Here is a 12,962-nt window from a genome sequence, read left to right on the forward strand (position 1 = left end):
GTGCCTCGGTTCAACATCACATTCTCGCGGCACGTGCGATGTCGGCTCACACAAAACTCACGGTCTACGTAGCCGACGACGATGCTGATGTCCTCGGCTCGCTGCGCTTTCTGCTGGAGGCCGACGGCTTCGACGTGCGCACGTTTCGCAGCGGCACGGCGCTGCTCAAGGCGTCCGACCATGCGACCGTCGACTGCTTCGTGGTCGACTACAAGATGCCGGAGATCAACGGGGTCGAGCTCGCCGAACGGTTGCGTCAGCAGGGAGCCACCGCTCCGGTGGTGCTGATCACCGGCCATTACGATGACCGGCTTGCGGCGCGCGCGGCGGCCGTCGGGATCCAGGATTTCCTGCTCAAGCCGCTGCTCGACGACAACCTGGTGAAGCGGATCCGCAAGGCGATCGCCAACGACCATTCCGGTACCGCCCAGCGCGTCGTCTGACCCGGCCGGCCTACGTACATCTACGTAAGGGACCCCCCTTAAGATAACGGCCGAAATGTCCTTAACGGGAGCCGCAATGTACCACATCGCCATCCGCCGCAAGGAGATGGTCATGCTCAATCAGTCGATTACCCACCCGGTCGTCACCACCAACGCCCCCCACGCCGTCCCCTCTGCTGTCGTCCCTTCTCCTGCCGCCAATCCCTTTGCCGAGATCACCGGTCATGCCGGGCTGATCGCCAGCGAGTTCTCCTACAAGAAGGACGAGGAGATCTATGGCGAGGACGAGCCGGCCGAGTACGTCTACCAGGTGATCTCCGGCGCCGTTCGCAGCTACAAGCTGCTCTCCGACGGCCGCCGCCAGATCGGCGCCTTCCATCTTCCCGGTGACGTTTTCGGCCTCGAATTCGGCTCGATGCACCGTCTCGCCGCCGAAGCCATCATCGACACCACCGTGCGCCTGGTGAAGCGCCGCAGCCTCGAACAGGCCGCAGGTGTCGACGTCGCGGTCGCCCGCAAGCTCTGGACCATGACGGCCGGCGATCTCCGCCATGCCGAGGACCACATGCTGCTGCTGGGCCGCAAGACCGCGATGGAGCGCGTCGCGACCTTCCTGCTCGAGATGGACCGCCGCCTCGCCGTCGCCGGCATGATGGCGCTGCCGATGTGCCGCCGCGATATCGGCGACTATCTCGGCCTGACCCTGGAGACCGTGTCGCGCGCGCTGTCGCAGTTGCACAGCCAGGGCGTTCTCGGTTTCTCCGGTGCCCGCCAGATCGTGCTGCGCAACCGCCAGCGCCTGCGCAGCATGGACGCCTGAGGCGCCCTGCCCGTTCATGCCCTGCGCACGCGCTGCCCGGTCTCCGGCATCAAGAGCGCGATCAAGAGAAGACCTGTCAGCGCCACGCCTGACAGACCCATGAATGCAGTGGCGCTGCCGTAGCGGTCGCTGGCGAAGCCGGCGACCACGGTGGACAGCGATCCCCCGATCCCGGATGCCGTCCCGACGATTCCCTGCGCCAGATTGAAATGTCCGCTGCCGAAGGCGACGTCGGCCACCGTCAGCGGAATCATGACGGCGAACACGGCCGCCGTGACACCGTCGAAGATCTGCACCGCCACCAGCACGTAGGGATCGTGCACGACCGCGAACAGCGCGCCGCGCGTCGCGAGCGCGGCAAACCCCAGCATCAGCAGCGGCCTGCGGCCCCATTGCTGCGCGACCGCGCCGACCGAAGGCGAGGTCAGCGCCACGATCGCCTGCGGCACCACGATGCAGAACGCGATCAGCATCGGCGCCCACTCGCTCGATTTCGTCGTCACCACGCCGGCCATCAGCGGCAGCATCGCCGCATTGGCGAGCTGCAGCAGGAACACGCCGAGCGCGAAGACGAGCAGCGCGCGCTGGCGCAGCAGGCCGAGCAGGTTCGACAGCCGCGCGACCTCCTTGTCCTCGTGATCGGCCTGGCCGTGCGCCCGCGCGACGTCGATCTCGCGCTCGCGGATGCGCGACAGCGCGATCAGCGTCGGAAAGGCGAGAATGAAGGTGACCAGGAACACGGCGCGGCTGGACAGCAGATAGCCGCAGGTGCCCATCACGGCCGCAGCCACGCCGTTGCCGAGCGACGCGAACCGCGCATTGCGGCCGAGCCGCTCCGCCATGCCGCGCGGCCCGACCAGGCCGAGGCTGATCGCCGCGATCGCAGGTCCGAGCACGCAGCTCGCCGCCGCATGCAGCGTCGCGGCACCCGCGACCACGGGAAAGATCGGCCAAGCGGCATAGGCGAGCGCGCAGCAGCCGATGGTCGCGATGGCCAGACCGGCGACGCGGCGCTCCGACCGGGCCGCATCGATGATCGCGCCGCCCGGCATCTGCCCGATCAGCCCGACGATGCCGCCGATCGACAGCACCAGGCCGATCTGGGCCTGCGTCCATTTCTGCGTCGTCAGATAGACCGCGATGAAGGGACCGAAGCCGGTCTGCACATCGGCCAGGAAGAAGATGAACCAGTCCAGCCCGCGCAGGCTCTGCCGCGACGGCGCAGGTCTCGCAATCGTCGGGCCATGATCCTGCCCGGCATCCGGACGCGCGCCCGCCTCTGCCGCGCCGTCAGGCTCGGGCTCCCGGTCAGGTGATCTCGACGGCCGTGCAATCGGCATGGCTTTCTATTCTCAACTCATGAGGCTGACGGGACAGAACATCCCCCACCGTGTTCCGCTGCACGCGCAGGCCGGACCGGCAATCTCACGCATCAACTCAATGATCGAAATCCCAGGGTGACAGCTTGCCGGACGCGCCGAGCACGACGACGGGCTTGTCCTCCTTGTATTCGGGCGCGGCCTTCACCTGCTCCTTGGTAAGGTCGAGCGTGACCTGGTCGCTCTTCTCCGCGATGTGCTTGAAGTCGAGCGCGGTCCAGTCGACCACGATCTTGCGGCTGCCGACGCCGAGGAAGCCGCCGAAATCGATCACCGCGGCGCGCACCGTCCCGGTGGGATCGACGATGACATCGACGATGTGGCCCATGTCCTCGTCGGTCGAGCTGCGCACGTCGCGGCCGAGCACGCCATGCGCATCGCGCGCGCCGAGGATCGTGACCGAGGGCGGCGGTGCCGGCTCCTTCGCGGGCGCCGCTGCGTCCCTGGCAGTCGGTGTCGGCGACGGCTGCTGCGCATGCCCATCGCCTGCATACGGACCGATCAGCAGCGGCAGCATGACGAGGCAACTGCGAGCAGCCCGGCGAAGAGTGTGTTTCAGCGTCATCATTGCGCCAGCACCAGCGAGACCTGGATCTGACCGCGCCGCCGCAGCACCTCCATCGAGATATCCTCGCCATGGCGGCGAATGCGCAGGTCGATCGTCGAGCTGCCGAGCCGGAGATCGCGCAGCACAACCCAGTCGAGGAAAGGCGGCAGCCGCGGATTGCGCAGACGGATCTGGCCGCGCTCGGCGTCGAACTCGAGTCCGAGGGCCGCTTCGAGCAAGGTGAACGGCGTCGCGCTGGCCCAGGCCTGCGGCGCGCAGGCCACCGGATAGAGCGTCGGGCCGCGATGCTTCTCCCGCCGGAAGCCGCAGAACAGCTCCGGCAGCCGGCGCAGATCCATGTAGGACGCCGCTTCGAACAGGCCGCCGAACACCTGCTCAACCGCATGCTTGAGGCCATAGCGCGACAGGCCGAGCGCAATCAGCGCGTTGTCATGCGGCCAGATCGATCCGTCGTGATAGGACATCGGATTGTAGCGCGCTTCGCCGCACGCCACGGTGCGGATGCCCCAGCCCGAGAAGAAATGCGGCCGCAGCAGGTCAGCGGCGAGCTTGCGGGCGCGGTCCTCGCGCACCATGCCGCTGAACAGGAGCTGCCCCGCGTTGGACGTCCGCACCCGGCACGGCTGCTTGTGGCCGTCGAGCGCCAGCGCATAGGTGTTCAGATCCTCGCACCAGAAGGCGTCCTCGAACCGTTCCGCGAGACGGGCGGCCTCGGCCTGGAGCCGGTCCGCCATCTCGGCCTTGCCGAGCCGACGGGCGCAACGCGCCGCCAGCTGCTTGCCGGCAAAGACATAGCCCTGCACCTCCGCAAGCGCGATGTAACCTTCCGCGAGGCGGCCGTCGGCATGGAACACCGCGTCGTAGGAATCCTTCCAGCCCTGGTTGGCGAGGCCCTGCTCGGAGGCGCGCTGATATTCGACGAAGCCGTCGCGATCGGGATCGCCGGGTCCGTCGATCCAGCGCAACGCCAGCTCGATCGCCGGCCAAAGCTCGCGCAGGGTGTCGATGTCGCCGGTGCGCTCGATGTAGAGGCCGGCGAGCAGCACGAACAGCGGGGTGGAGTCGACGCTGCCGTAGTAGCAGGCGAACGGCACCTCGCGCAGCGCCGCCATCTCGCCGCCGCGCATCTCGTGCAGGATCTTGCCGGGCTCGGCATCGGCCAGCGGATCAGTCGTGCGCGCCTGATGCACGGCGAGCCGGCGCAGCACGCCGCGGGCGATGCGCGGATCGACCCACAGCATCTGCATCGCCGTGATCAGCCCGTCGCGGCCGAACGTCGTCGAGTACCAGGGAATGCCGGCATAGGGATAACGTCCTTCCGGCGTGTCGGTCATCAGGATGTTGAGGTCGGCCGCCGCCTGGCACAACACCTCATTGAGGATGTCGTTGGAGGTCTCGATGGTGGTGGCGCCGTGCGTGCAGCGGCGCATCTCGCGCCGATGGGCGAGCAGGCTCCGAAAGAAGCGCCCCGGCCGCTCGCCGGCCTTGGCGTTGCACATCACGGCCACGAACAGGGACGCAGATTCCTGCGGCGCAAGATCGAAATGATAGGTCGCGACATTGGTGGTGAGACTGGTCGGACGCGGATCGAAGCTCATATCCGTGGTGCGTGTGACATTGTCCAGCCCACGATAGTGAAGCACGACCTCGCCTGGATCGACCAGCCGGCTCGAGCCGACCCCGCGGCGGGGCCGCACCGAGCCCCGCACCTCGAACAGGTCGGCAAAATCGTTGTCGAACGTGAGCTTGAGATCGAAGCTGGCGTGGCGATCACCATGGTTCTGCAGCCCGATGCGCTGATAGGCCGTGCCATGCCAGAGAAAGATCGTCCGCACGATGTGCAGCATGTCCTTCGGCAGCACCAGGCGGCCCTGGCTGTAGATGTCGGGATTGGTGAGATCGACGGTCAGCGCGGAGTTGTCGTCACGCAGGCTCGAGCCGAGCAGCAGGGGCTGAACGTCGTCCAGCGTCAATTCGAGGCGCGCGAGATAGCGCGTATCGGCGTTGAAGAGACCGTCCGGTCCGCCGGCTGAGGCGCCGATGTCGCCATGGCCGTCGAGGACGATGAACGTATCGTCATGCTTGAGCGAGCGCCGCGGCCGTGCCGCCGGCCCCGTCATGGGAATGTAGAACGGCTGCTCGGCAGGCTCGTCCGTCCGGGTGATCAACGACAGTGTGCTTGCGACTTCGGCGGACATGTTGGCCTCATGCGATATTGAAGTGCCCGGACAACCGAGAGTGCACGTTCTCGACGCGATCCGACGCAACGATCAGGCGGCGAACTTGGCGAGCCGGTTCATCTCCTGGGTCACGAGGTCCCGATACGGGCCTTCGTCCTGCATCAGCCGGTCGGGCGCGCCGTCCTCGATGATCCTGCCCGATTTCAGCACCACCACGCGGTCAAAATTCCGCAATGTCGCGAGGCGGTGCGCGATCGCGATGACAGTGCGGCCGCGCATCAGGCGGCCCAGCGCCTCACGGATGGCTTCCTCGGACTCGCTGTCGAGCGCCGCCGTGGCCTCGTCGAGCAGCAGGATCGGCGCGTCCTTGAGGAAGGCCCGCGCGATCGCGATGCGCTGGCGCTGTCCGCCCGACAGCTTGACGCCGCGATCCCCAACCATCGTCTGCAACCCCTCCGGCAGCGTCTCGACGAAGTCGCAACGCGCCGCGATCGCCGCCCGCAACACCTCGTCGTCGGTCGCACTCGGACGTCCGTAGCGGATGTTTTCCAGGATGGAGCGATGGAACAGCGAGATGTCCTGCGGCACCACCGAGATCGCCTCCCGCAGGCTCTGCTGGGTGACCTTGGCGATGTCCTGGCCGTCGATCGTGATGTGACCGGCTTGCGGATCATAGAACCGTTGCAGCAGCGTGAACAGGCTCGACTTGCCGCCGCCGGACTGACCGACCAGGCCGACGCGCTGGCCGGGCTGCAGCCGCAGCGTGAAATTCTCGAACAGCTTGTGGCCGCCCGGATAGTGGAAGGTGATGTTGTCGAACGCGATCGCCGCGCCGCTCTTGACCAGCGGCTCGGCCTCGGGGTGATCGCGCAGCTCGTGCGGCTGCAACAGGGTCGCGATCGCCTCGCTCATGCGCGCCACATGCTGGGTGACGTCGACCAGCGCGACCGCGAGATCGCGCGTCGCGTTGAGAATGCAAAGGCCGAGCGTGCAGACCAGCACGACGTCGCCGGTCGTCGCCCCGCCCCGCTGCCACAGCGAAATCGCCCAGGCCATGAGCGCGACCGTCAGCACGATCGTCACCGTGGCGTGCAGAATGCGCAGCTTCTCGAGGTAGCGGAGACTGCGCCCCCGCGCCTCGAGCTCCCTGTCGATGGTCGCGTCGAACCGGTCGTGCTCGTGGCGCAGGCCGCAGAAGGCGCGCACCAGCGGCATGTTCGAGATCACGTCGACCATCTCGCCGTCGACCATCGCCGCCTTGTCGGCGAAATCGTCGTGCAGCGGCTTGCCGGCGGCGGCCAGACGGAACATCGCCACCACCATCATGGCCGCGATCAGCAGCAGGCCGATCGCCATCGGGCCGCTCACGGTTCCGATCAGGCAGATGGCCGCGACCGTGGCGAGGCATGGCGGCAGCACGTTCCACATGAACATGTTCTCGACGGTGAACACCGCGTTCGACGTGGCCGTGATCCGGCTCGACAACATTCCCGGCAGGCGATCGCCGAAATAGCTCGGCGCATGCCCAGTGAGATGACGGAAGATGTCGCGCCGAAGATCTCCGGTCACGCGCACGAAGGTGGAGCTCGCGATCCAGCTCGCGACGCGCCAGAGAATGTTGTCGGTCGCAATCAGCGCCATCAGCAGCACGAACGCGGTCCAGACATTGCTGTCACGCGACGGCCCGGAGGAGAGAGCGTCGACCAGCGACTTCACACCATATTGCGTGCCCACCGAGCAGGCAACTGCACCGACGACGGACAGCAGAATAATGAGATGCGCTGCAGGGCGCCTCATGAGATAGCGCAACACGAAAGAAAAGGGCCGGTGCGCGTAGCCTGAAAGCTGATCCATGATCTTCCCATTGAGATGAGCGCGTCGTTGCGACACCTGTTGCGGCGAGTTGAACGATGAACAGTTTGTCCGGTTCCTTGCGCTGCCGCGCTGCAACCCTGCCCTTCGACAATGACGGCAGCAGCGTTGAGGATCAGGGATGGCATCAATGAGACGCCGAGGAACACGTTGTGTCGAAGAAAGAGTGATCAGGGCAAGGGAACTTCGCACATGCGACAACGTTCCCGCTTCGGCAGTGCCGGTGCCATTCGGTAGGGGGCTTCATCCATGATCACGAATAGGAGACGACGAGATGCGCATTGCGCAGGTAGCTCCATTGACGGAGGCTGTGCCTCCGAAGCTCTACGGCGGCACTGAGCGGGTCGTTCATTGGTTGACCGAGGAGCTCGTGGCCCTCGGACACGACGTCACCCTGTTCGCCAGCGGCGATTCGCAGACATCGGCGAAACTCTCTCCGACATGGCCGAAGGCTCTGCGCCTCGACGGCTCGGTAAGGGATCCGAACGCGCTTCACATGGTGATGCTCGAAAACGTACGGCAGCAATGCGACGACGAACAGTTCGACATCCTGCACTTCCATCTCGATTACTACCCGTTCTCCCTGTTCCACCGGCAACCCACCCCCTTCCTCACAACCCTGCACGGCCGGCTCGACCTGCCGGAGCATCAGCCGGTATTTTCGGTCTTCAAGGATGTTCCCGTCGTCTCGATCTCGGACTCGCAGCGCCGACCGGTGCCGAATGCGAACTGGGTTCGCACCGTGCTGCATGGGCTTCCCGAACGGCTGCTGATGCCCAAGCCTGTGACGCCGAGCTATCTGGCCGTGCTCGGACGCATCGCCCCGGAAAAGGGAGTCGACCGCGCCATCAAGATCGCGATGCGCTGTGGGATTCCGCTGAAGATCGCCGCCAAGGTCGACCGCGCCGACCAGGATTACTACGACGAGCTGATCCATCCCCTGATCAAGGACAATCCCTTGGTCGACTATATCGGCGAGATCGGCGACCACGAGAAACCGGAATTCCTGTCCGGTGCGCTCGGCCTGTTGCTGCCGATCGATTGGCCGGAGCCGTTCGGCCTGGTGATGATCGAATCGATGGCCTGCGGCACGCCCGTGATCGCCTACAACCGCGGCTCGGTTCCCGAGGTGATCGACGACGGCGTGACCGGCTTCGTCGTCGAGGACGAGCTCAGCGCGGTCGCAGCGGTCAGTCGCCTGTCCGGCCTGAGCCGCGCCCGCGTGCGCGAGCAGTTCGAACGCCGCTTCACCGCACGCCGCATGGCGCTCGACTATCTCGCGGCGTATCGCAGCCTGATCGAGATGGCGGAGCCGCGCATCCGTCTCGTCAGCAGCGCTGAATAAGTAGATCGAATCCGAGACCGGGCACTGAGCTGCCCGGCCTCCTGATCATCTCAGCTGACGGCAGTCCACTCCGGCGAACATGCGCTGGAACTCGTCCATCGGCGACATCAGAGCACGTGGTCGACGGCCTCGTCGATGACGGCATACACCGCCTCGAGGTCGCCGGAGGTGACGCAGTATGGCGGCATGACGTAGATGGTATGACCGAGCGGACGCAGCAGCACGTCGCTGTCGCGGAAAAAGGCCTGCAGCCTGGGACCGACCTCGGCGAGGTAGCCGGGCTCGTCGGCATGGAGATCGAGCGCCGTGATGGTGCCGCAACGCCGCAGCGCGGAAAATCGCTCGTCGTAACGTAAGCGGTCGAGGCAGCGCTGCTGCGCGGCCGCGACGGCGGCGATCCGGGCCCGCGTCTGCGGCTGCCGCCACAGCTCGAGATTGGCGCTGGCCGCCGCGCAGGCAATGGGATTGGCCGTGTAGGAGCTGGAGTGAAAGAACGTGCGGGCGCGGTCGGTCGAATAGTGCGCCTCGTAGATCGCGGGACTGCACAGCGTCACCGCAAGCGGCATCGCGCCTCCGGTCAGTCCTTTGGCGTAGCAGGCGATGTCGGGCGCGATGTCCGCCTGCTCGCACGCGAACAACGTGCCGGTGCGGCCCCAGCCGGTCATGACCTCGTCGGCGATGAACAGCACGCCGAACGCCTTGCAGATCCGGTGCATCTCGCGCAACACCGCGGCCGGATACATCAGCATGCCGCCGGCGCCGAGCACCAGCGGCTCGACGATGAAGGCGGCCGGCCGGTCGTTTTCGCAGACCGCCGCGAGCGCGTCCAAGGTCGCCTGTTCCCTGCCCTGCGACGGAAACGGGATGACGATAACGTCGAACAGCAGCGGCTCATAGGCGGCGTTGAACACGCCACGCGCGCCGACCGACATCGCACCGATGGTGTCGCCGTGATAGGAATGCTGCATCACCACGATGCGCGAGCGCGGCTCGCCGATGTTCCTGAAATAGCCGAGCGCCATCTTCAGCGCGACCTCGACGCTGGTGGCGCCACTGTCGGAGAAGAACACGTGCGCAAGGCTCGGCGGCACCAGCGCGAGCAGCCCCGCGGCAACCTGCTCGGCCGGCTCATGGCTGTGACCGGCGAAGATCACCTGATCCAGCCGCTCGGCCTGGTCCTGAATCGCGCGCACGATATGCGGATGGCAATGGCCGTGCGTGACCACCCACCACGACGCGATCGCATCGATGATCCGCCGGCCGTCGGCGGTGAAGAGATAGGCGCCCTCGCCGCGCGCGACCGGCGTCATCTCGGGCTGGAGCGCATGCTGCGTGAAGGGATGCCAGATCGGCGAGGTTGCCTTGCGCATCATGGTTCGAAATCCCTGCGCTGGAATTGCGTGGCGAACACGTACTGCAGCGATCGCGCCGTCAGCGGCGTGATCCAGGGCAGCCGGCCCAGGCGCTTCACCCCGCCGAGCCGGCAGATCGTCTCCTCATTGTCGGCATGGCCGTCGCCGATGAAGGCGATGCCGAGCACGCCGATGCGGCGGCTGCGCAGCGCCGCCAGCGACAGCAGCGAGTGATTGATGGTGCCGAGGCTGGTGCGCGCGCAGAGCACGACCGGCAATTGCCATCGCGCGAAGACATCGAGATAGAGCGTCTGGGAATCGAGCGGCACCATGACCCCGCCGGCCCCCTCGATCACGACAGGCCGGCCGACGGACTGCGGAGGATGCAGGCTGAGCGGATCGATGCTGACGCCTGCGAGGCGGGCCGCGCGATCCGGCGAGGCCGGCTCCGGCAAACGATAGGCTTCGGGCAGCACGCGATCGTCGGCGAGCTCGGCCAGCCGCTGGACACGGCAGGAGTCCGTCTCCTCGGCAAGGCCGGCCTGGACCGGTTTCCAATAGCAGGCCCCCAACAGCGCCGTGAGGCCGGCCGCGAACACCGTCTTGCCGATCCCGGTATCGGTGCCGGTGACCACGATGCGTGGCGTCATGCCCGCGGCCTCCCGATCTCGTCGGCGAGCGCATCGAGCAGCATGGCAATTGCTGCTTCGTCGACATTCAAGGTCAGCGACAGCCTGAGCCGCGCCGTGCCCGGCGGCACCGTCGGCGGCCGGATGCCGCGGACGTCGAAGCCTCGCGCCTGCAGCGCGGCAGCCAGGCTCATCGCGCGCGCATTGTCGCCGACGACGCAGGGAATGATCTGCGACGGCGACCAGCTTTCACCGAAGCGCGCGTCGATCGCGCGATGGGCGAAGCCAACGAGCTGCGCCAGCCGCTGCTGCCGCTCCGGCTCGTCGCGCAAGATCGCAAGCGCCTCGAGCACCGCCACCGCCATCAGCGGCGACGGCGCGGTGCTGAAGACGAAGGGCCGGCAGCGATTGATCAGCGTGTCGCACAGCACGCCGCTCGCGGTGACCAGCGCGCCGGCCGCGCCCAACGCCTTGCCGCAGGTGTGAACGGTGACGACGCTCTCGCGTCCCTCATAGGCTGCGGCAAGGCCGCGGCCCTGCGCGCCGTGGACCCCGGTCGCGTGGGCCTCGTCGATCAGCAGAAAGGCATCGTGTCGCTCGGCGATCGCCATCAAATCCACCAGCGGCGCGAGGTCGCCGTCCATGCTGTAGAGGCTTTCGACGACGATCCAGGGCTGGCCGACACCGCCGTCCCTGCGCCAGGTCAGGATCGCGTCCTCGGCCGACTGCGCGTTGTTGTGGATGAATTGGCACGTCTCGGCGCGACCGGCACGCGCGCCCTCATGGGTGCTCGCATGAACGAGCGCATCGAGCACCAGCAGGTCGTCGCGTTGCGGCAATGTGGTGAGCACGGCGAAATTCGCCATGTAGCCGGAGCCGAAGAACAGCGCGCGCTCGGCACCGAAGAAGCGCGCGGCCTGCGCCTCGAGCCGTTCGTGCTCATCGCAATTGCCGCGCAGCAGGCGCGAGCCGCCGGCGCCGACCGGCGTGCCGGCCTCCATGGCCGCGGCGACGGCGCGCTTGATGCGCGGCGCCTGCGCCAGTCCGAGATAGTCGTTGGAGGAGAAATCGAGACCGGCCGGTGGAGTGAGCTGCCGCAACCGGTCATCGGCCGCGAGCCTCTGCAGGCCGTCGGAATAGATCGCCAACCTGTCGGACAGCATGGACATGGCTCCGCTCTGTTTCGGTCAGCCGCGGGCGTGGACCGGCACGACCAGGCAGTTCCGTGGGCGCGGTCGCGCCGAACTCGCGATGAGGTTCGAATCAGGCCGGGGACGATGCGTCTGCGCTTTCGCTGGCGGCGGCCGGTGCGACCGGACGCGCCGACAGCGACGAGGTCATGCCGAGCCGCGCGAGCAGATCGGCGTCGCGCTGCGCCTGGGGGTTGGCCGTGGTCAGCAGCACGTCGCCGATGAAGATCGAATTGGCGCCGGCGAGCAGGCACAGGCTCTGCAGCTCGTCGCTCATGTACTGCCGGCCCGCCGACAGCCGCACCACGCTCCGGGGCATCAGGATGCGCGCGACCGCGATCAATCGCACCAGCGCAATCGGATCGGGCCGCGTGGCCGTCTCGTGGACCGGCACGCCCCTCACCTCGTTCCACATGTTGATCGGCACGCTGTCGGGATGCTCGGCGAGGTTGGCGAGCAGCACCAGCATGCCGAGCCGGTCGTCGATCTCCTCGCCCATGCCGATGATGCCGCCGCAGCACACCTTGATGCCGGCCTCGCGCACATGCGCGAGCGTATCGATGCGGTCCTGCAGCGTGCGCGTGGTGATGATGCGGTCGTAGAACTCGGGCGAGGTGTCGACATTGTGGTTGTAGAAGTCGAGCCCGGCCTCTCTCAGCCGCTGCGCCTGCGGCGGCGTCAGCATGCCCAGAGTCACGCAGGTCTCCATGCCTAGATCCTTCACCGCGCTGACCATGTCGCAGACCTGATCGAGGTCGCGGTCCTTGGGACTGCGCCAGGCGGCGGCCATGCAGAAGCGCTCGGCTCCCGCTGCCTTCGCGCGCCGTGCGGTGGCGACCACCGCATCGCGATCCATCAGCTTCGTCGCCTTGAGACCGGTGTCGTAATGCGCGCTCTGCGAGCAGTAGCCGCAATCCTCCGGGCAGCCGCCGGTCTTGATGCTGAGCAGGCTCGCGGTCTCCACGCGGGTGGGATCGAACTGCCGGCGATGCGCCGACTGCGCCAGGAACATCAGATCCGGAAATGGCAGGCCGTAGAGCGCCTCGGCGTCGTCCCGGGTCCAGTCGTGACGGACGGCAGCGTCGTTGTCGGGGCGATCGGACAAGCTGCTTGGAACGGGCATTTCGACACCTCACGCGGATTATAGATTTTCAAAGATATTATCTATGAAAATCCGTATTAAA

Annotated in this window: 11 protein-coding genes; 3 read left to right on the forward strand and 8 right to left on the reverse strand. The window is 66.8% G+C overall.

The features are described 5' to 3' along the window. Positions 1-38: 38 nt before the first annotated feature. Together ACQR1D_RS30360 and ACQR1D_RS30365 are read left to right on the forward strand one after the other, a co-directional pair. Positions 39-443 carry a response regulator gene (locus ACQR1D_RS30360; RefSeq protein WP_316183541.1) on the forward strand — a complete coding sequence of 135 codons (405 nt, stop codon included), beginning with the start codon at positions 39-41 and terminating at the stop codon, positions 441-443. Positions 444-555: 112 nt separating this feature from the next. Then, positions 556-1,263, forward strand: coding sequence for a helix-turn-helix domain-containing protein (locus ACQR1D_RS30365; RefSeq protein ID WP_315802551.1), 708 nt, complete (start codon positions 556-558; stop codon positions 1,261-1,263). A gap of 14 nt (positions 1,264-1,277) precedes the next feature. Here ACQR1D_RS30365 and ACQR1D_RS30370 read toward each other — a convergent pair whose 3' ends face one another. From ACQR1D_RS30370 to ACQR1D_RS30385, 4 genes are all read right to left on the reverse strand, one after another. After that, positions 1,278-2,603 (reverse strand): MFS transporter, encoded by a 1,326-nt coding sequence (locus ACQR1D_RS30370; RefSeq protein ID WP_434839720.1) that lies wholly within the window; start codon positions 2,601-2,603, stop codon positions 1,278-1,280. 97 nt (positions 2,604-2,700) lie between these two features. Continuing rightward, positions 2,701-3,159, reverse strand: coding sequence for a PRC-barrel domain-containing protein (locus ACQR1D_RS30375; RefSeq protein ID WP_316218388.1), 459 nt, complete (start codon positions 3,157-3,159; stop codon positions 2,701-2,703). Between the two features lie 47 nt (positions 3,160-3,206). After that, the gene (locus ACQR1D_RS30380; RefSeq protein ID WP_316183538.1) at positions 3,207-5,408 is read right to left on the reverse strand and encodes an amylo-alpha-1,6-glucosidase; all 2,202 of its coding nucleotides are present in this window, start codon (positions 5,406-5,408) and stop codon (positions 3,207-3,209) included. 72 nt (positions 5,409-5,480) lie between these two features. Further along, on the reverse strand, positions 5,481-7,244 hold the full coding sequence (locus ACQR1D_RS30385; protein ID WP_434894256.1) for an ABC transporter ATP-binding protein: 1,764 nt from the start codon (positions 7,242-7,244) through the stop codon (positions 5,481-5,483). A 292-nt stretch (positions 7,245-7,536) separates the two neighbouring features. Here ACQR1D_RS30385 and ACQR1D_RS30390 point away from each other — a divergent pair, with 292 nt between their 5' ends. Continuing rightward, positions 7,537-8,607 (forward strand): glycosyltransferase family 4 protein, encoded by a 1,071-nt coding sequence (locus ACQR1D_RS30390; protein ID WP_315802487.1) that lies wholly within the window; start codon positions 7,537-7,539, stop codon positions 8,605-8,607. Positions 8,608-8,714: 107 nt separating this feature from the next. On the opposite strand, the gene ACQR1D_RS30395 is transcribed toward ACQR1D_RS30390, so the two are convergent. From ACQR1D_RS30395 to bioB, 4 genes are all read right to left on the reverse strand, one after another. Beyond that, positions 8,715-9,980, reverse strand: coding sequence for an adenosylmethionine--8-amino-7-oxononanoate transaminase (locus ACQR1D_RS30395; protein ID WP_316218358.1), 1,266 nt, complete (start codon positions 9,978-9,980; stop codon positions 8,715-8,717). Next, positions 9,977-10,609 carry a dethiobiotin synthase gene (gene bioD, locus ACQR1D_RS30400; protein ID WP_434894257.1) on the reverse strand — a complete coding sequence of 211 codons (633 nt, stop codon included), beginning with the start codon at positions 10,607-10,609 and terminating at the stop codon, positions 9,977-9,979. Before bioD ends, ACQR1D_RS30395 begins: the two co-directional genes overlap by 4 nt. Next, entirely contained in the window at positions 10,606-11,751 is a 1,146-nt protein-coding gene (locus ACQR1D_RS30405) for an 8-amino-7-oxononanoate synthase (RefSeq protein WP_410053188.1), read from the reverse strand. Before ACQR1D_RS30405 ends, bioD begins: the two co-directional genes overlap by 4 nt. 100 nt (positions 11,752-11,851) lie before the next feature. Continuing rightward, positions 11,852-12,901 carry a biotin synthase BioB gene (bioB, locus tag ACQR1D_RS30410; protein WP_316239020.1) on the reverse strand — a complete coding sequence of 350 codons (1,050 nt, stop codon included), beginning with the start codon at positions 12,899-12,901 and terminating at the stop codon, positions 11,852-11,854. Positions 12,902-12,962: the final 61 nt, after the last annotated feature.

Origin of the sequence: Bradyrhizobium sp. HKCCYLRH2047 (genome assembly GCF_051168175.1) — a bacterium.
Lineage (GTDB): Bacteria > Pseudomonadota > Alphaproteobacteria > Rhizobiales > Xanthobacteraceae > Bradyrhizobium.

What these genes read in the sequence shown, in the direction of transcription:
- ACQR1D_RS30360 (WP_316183541.1), top strand. Translation starts at nt 39, where the DNA reads ATGTCGGCTCACACAAAACTCACGGTCTACGTAGCCGACGACGATGCT.
- ACQR1D_RS30365 (WP_315802551.1), top strand. Translation starts at nt 556, where the DNA reads ATGCTCAATCAGTCGATTACCCACCCGGTCGTCACCACCAACGCCCCC.
- ACQR1D_RS30370 (WP_434839720.1), bottom strand. Translation starts at nt 2,603, where the DNA reads ATGCCGATTGCACGGCCGTCGAGATCACCTGACCGGGAGCCCGAGCCT.
- ACQR1D_RS30375 (WP_316218388.1), bottom strand. Translation starts at nt 3,159, where the DNA reads ATGCTGCCGCTGCTGATCGGTCCGTATGCAGGCGATGGGCATGCGCAG.
- ACQR1D_RS30380 (WP_316183538.1), bottom strand. Translation starts at nt 5,408, where the DNA reads ATGTCCGCCGAAGTCGCAAGCACACTGTCGTTGATCACCCGGACGGAC.
- ACQR1D_RS30385 (WP_434894256.1), bottom strand. Translation starts at nt 7,244, where the DNA reads ATGGATCAGCTTTCAGGCTACGCGCACCGGCCCTTTTCTTTCGTGTTG.
- ACQR1D_RS30390 (WP_315802487.1), top strand. Translation starts at nt 7,537, where the DNA reads ATGCGCATTGCGCAGGTAGCTCCATTGACGGAGGCTGTGCCTCCGAAG.
- ACQR1D_RS30395 (WP_316218358.1), bottom strand. Translation starts at nt 9,980, where the DNA reads ATGATGCGCAAGGCAACCTCGCCGATCTGGCATCCCTTCACGCAGCAT.
- bioD (WP_434894257.1), bottom strand. Translation starts at nt 10,609, where the DNA reads ATGACGCCACGCATCGTGGTCACCGGCACCGATACCGGGATCGGCAAG.
- ACQR1D_RS30405 (WP_410053188.1), bottom strand. Translation starts at nt 11,751, where the DNA reads ATGCTGTCCGACAGGTTGGCGATCTATTCCGACGGCCTGCAGAGGCTC.
- bioB (WP_316239020.1), bottom strand. Translation starts at nt 12,901, where the DNA reads ATGCCCGTTCCAAGCAGCTTGTCCGATCGCCCCGACAACGACGCTGCC.